Origin of the sequence: Kutzneria sp. 744, assembly GCF_000568255.1 — a bacterium.
Lineage (GTDB): Bacteria > Actinomycetota > Actinomycetes > Mycobacteriales > Pseudonocardiaceae > Kutzneria.
Window position 1 is genome coordinate 7,902,583 of the sequence record NZ_KK037166.1, and the last position, 3,373, is coordinate 7,905,955.

The 3,373-nt window shown below is 72.2% G+C and carries 4 protein-coding genes; 1 reads left to right on the forward strand and 3 read right to left on the reverse strand.

The annotated features are described in order from the left end of the window. Together KUTG_RS36385 and KUTG_RS36390 are read right to left on the reverse strand one after the other, a co-directional pair. Positions 1–315, reverse strand: a 315-nt coding sequence (locus KUTG_RS36385; protein WP_043723323.1) for an LLM class flavin-dependent oxidoreductase, incomplete at its 3' end; no start/stop codon positions are given. Further along, positions 312–800, reverse strand: coding sequence for a nuclear transport factor 2 family protein (locus KUTG_RS36390; protein WP_232241160.1), 489 nt, complete (start codon positions 798–800; stop codon positions 312–314). The genes KUTG_RS36390 and KUTG_RS36385, both read right to left, overlap by 4 nt. 272 nt (positions 801–1,072) lie before the next feature. On the opposite strand from KUTG_RS36390, the gene KUTG_RS36395 reads away from it, so the two are divergent. Further along, positions 1,073–1,654: a PadR family transcriptional regulator gene (locus KUTG_RS36395; RefSeq protein WP_043723326.1), complete on the forward strand. Its 582-nt coding sequence runs from the start codon at positions 1,073–1,075 to the stop codon at positions 1,652–1,654. 341 nt (positions 1,655–1,995) lie between these two features. Here the strand turns inward: KUTG_RS36395 and KUTG_RS36400 are convergent. After that, positions 1,996–3,373, reverse strand: a 1,378-nt coding sequence (locus tag KUTG_RS36400; RefSeq protein WP_052395809.1) for a S9 family peptidase, incomplete at its 5' end; no start/stop codon positions are given.

A 3,373-nucleotide genomic window follows, 5' to 3' on the forward strand; every position in this document is an offset into this window, starting at 1 on the left:
GTACCAGCCCTCCACGACCTGCGGGCCGGACGCGCCGAGGCCGAGCACGAAACGGCCGCCGGACAGGTGGTCCAGGGTGATCGCGGCCATGCCGGCGGCGGCCGGGGTGCGGGCCGACATCTGCATGATGTTGGTGGCCAGCTTGATGTTCTTGGTCGCCGCGCCCCACCAGGCCAGCGGGGTGAGCGCGTCGGAGCCGTAGGCCTCGGCGGTCCACACCGAGTCGAAACCGAGGCGGTCGGCCTCGATCACGGCCTCGGCGACGCCCGCCGGCGGTCCGGACGACCAGTACCCGGTGTGGTAGCCCAGCTTCACTGCTGACCTCCTGCCTGCGGGGCCGGCACGACGCCGTCGGCGACGAGGCCGGCGAACACGGCCTCGCTGAGCGCCATGGCGGCGGACTGCGGCCGCACCATCACGGTGAACGTGGCGATCCTGCCCTCGTCGTCGAACTGCAGCATGTCGACGCCGTGGATCTGCTTGTCGCCGACCCGGGCGCGGAACACCAGCACGCACGAGTCCGCGTCGCCCTCGAGGTCGCCGGTCAGCTCGCCGACGTAGCGGAAGTCCTCGAACGTGCGCATCAGCACCGCGAACAGGGCGCCGACGGTGGCGATGCCCTCGAACGGGCGGAACTTCACCGGGCTGTGGAAGACGATGTCGTCGCGGAACAGGCCGACGATCGTGGCGTGGTCGCCCTGCTCGACCGCCGCGCGCAGTCGGGCGACCGCCCGCGTCGTCGGCGTGCCCGCGGTCGCGGAGTCGGCGGCCTGGGTCTCGACCGCTGGGGTGGTGGACACGGTGGGGCCTCCCTGAGCGCCGTTCATAGTCATAAAATTGACTAGTCGCAGTCTTGCGTAGGGTGGCCGCGCCGGTCAAGGATCGGAGCGACCGGATCGGAGCGCCGGAAGGGCCGGCCACCCGGGTGACATACCGCCCGGTCGCCGGCAGAGCCGCCCTCGGCAGAGCCAGCCTGGCCGGGACGGCTCGGCCGGGATGGCTTGCTCGGGATGGCCCGGTCGGGAGGGCTCAGTCGGGTGGCGTGTGTGGGCGGGAGACGGGAGGGTGGCCGATGGCGTTGCGGCACGCGGTGCTGGCCGTGCTGCTCGGGGGCGAGTTCAGCGGTTATCAGCTGGCCAAGGTGTTCGACACCGGGGTGGCCAACTTCTGGTACGCCTCGCCGCAGCAGCTGTACGGCGAGCTCGCCAAGTTGGAGCGGGCCGGGCTGGTCGACGGGGAGCTGGTGATCCAGCTCGATCGGCCCAACAAGCGGGTGTACACCGTCACGGAGGCGGGGGTGGCCGAGCTGGTGCGCTTCGCCGAGGCGGAGGCGAAGCCGGCGGTGATTCGGGATGACCTGCTGGTGAAGGTGCACGCCGTGGATCGGACCGACGCCGATGCGGTCGTGGCCCGGCTGGAGGAGCGCGCGGTGCAGGCGGCGGCCAAGGCGGAGCTGTTCGACGGGACCCTGCGGGCCCTGCGCGGAGACCTGGACGAGGACACCTTCCTCGCAACGGGGGAACGTATCGGCCCCTATCTGACCTGCCTGCGGGGGCGGCGGTTCGAGCAGGAGAACGTGGACTGGTGCCGCCGCAGCGCCGGGCTGATCCGGGCCCGTTGGGGTGCGGAGATGCGGGACCCCGGCGTGAGTTAGTCGCTGGGTTGTGGTTGCGTTCGGCTGCGGGGCTGCGGGGCTGCGGGGCTGCGGGGCTGCGGGGCTGCGGCCGGGGCCTGGGATGGCGCGGCGCTGAGGGTGGGTTCAGCCGTTGGGGTGCGGTGAGGGGTAGGGAGGCGTCGGCCTGTGGTTGGGGAGCACCAAGGCCCGCCGGGGCCGGGCGGCGTGGGCCTCTGGCTGGGAAGTGCCAAGGCCCGCCGGGGCCGGGTGGTGTGGGCCTGTGGCTGGGAAGTACCAAGGCCCGCCGGGGGTGGGCCGGCGGGCCTTGTGACTGCTGGGTTTCCGAGTGAACCGCCCCGGGCGGATCAGCCCGGGGCGGGTCAGATGAGGGCGGGGCGTTCCCACTTCTCGCCGAGGACGTGCTCGGCGAGGAAGGCCAGCACGGTCTCGTACCAGACCTTGGAGTTGCCGGGCGTGAGGATCCAGTGGTTCTCGGTGGGGTAGTACAGGAACTTCGAGGGCACGCCGTGGCGGACGAGGTCGAAGTACAGCCGGATGCCCTCGCCGATGGGGACGCGGTAGTCCTTGTCGCCGTGGATGACCAGCATGGGCGTGCTGATGTCGGCGACGCGCAGGTGGGGCGAGTTGGCCAGGATGCGCTCGGTGGAGCGCAGGGGGTCGGTCATCTCCCGCATCCAGTAGTAGGACGCGTCGGTGACGCCGGTGAAGGCTTCGAGGTTCCACAGGGAGGCGTGGGTGACGATGGCGTCGAAGCGGTCGGTCTGGGTGGCTACCCAGTTGGCCATGTAGCCGCCGAAGGAGCCGCCCATGGCGGCGGTGCGGCCCTCGTCGATGTCGGGGCGCTCGACGGTGACGTCGGTGATGGCCATGAGGTCGGTGAAGGGAGCGGCGCCCCAGGCGCCCCAACCGGCCTGGATCATGTCGCGGCCGTAGCCGGTGGACAGGGCGGGGTCGGGCATCAGGACGGCGTAGCCCCGGGCGACCAGGAGCCACGGGTTCCAACGCCAGGACCAGCCGTTGTTGCTCATCATGGGCCCGCCATGGATCCACAGCGTCAACGGCGCGGGGGAGTCGGCGGAGGCGCCGGCGGGCAGGGCGAGCCAGGCCCGGACGGTGCGGCCGTCGGAGACGGTGGTCTCGACCTCGGTGAGGGTGCCGGGCAGCGAGTCGATGACGCCGGGAGCGGGCAGCGGGACGGGGTCCTGCTCGACGGCGACGGGGTCGAGCCGAACGGGCTGAGCGGGGTGGGCGATGGAGTCTCGCAGCGCGTACACGGCGGAGCCGTCGGCAGCGACGCAGACCTCGCTGTAGTGGCCCTCGCCGGTGAGCCGGGTGACCTCGCCGGACGCCAGGTCGACGCGCCACACGGGACGCCGGCCGAGCCGGTCACTGGTGAAGTACACGGACTGCCCGTCGGGCGAGACGACGGGACTCTCGCTCCAGTCGGGGAAGTCGGCCACGAGCTGCCGCACGGCGCCGTCGGCCAGGGTGACGAGCACGATCTCGTAGTGCGGGCACTCCTGCTCGGTGGACTCGGTGGCCCGCATGGCGACGACGCCGGAGGAGTCGGGCAGCCAGACGGCGCCGAAGAAGCCGTAGGCGGGACCGTCGCCGAGGCTGCGGTCGGCGGCGAGCTCGCGGTCGCCCGTGCCGTCGGCGCGCACGACGCGAAGCGTGTCTCGCCGGCCGTAGGCGGCGGAGAGCGCCTCGTCGGCGTTGTAGGCGATCCACTGGCCG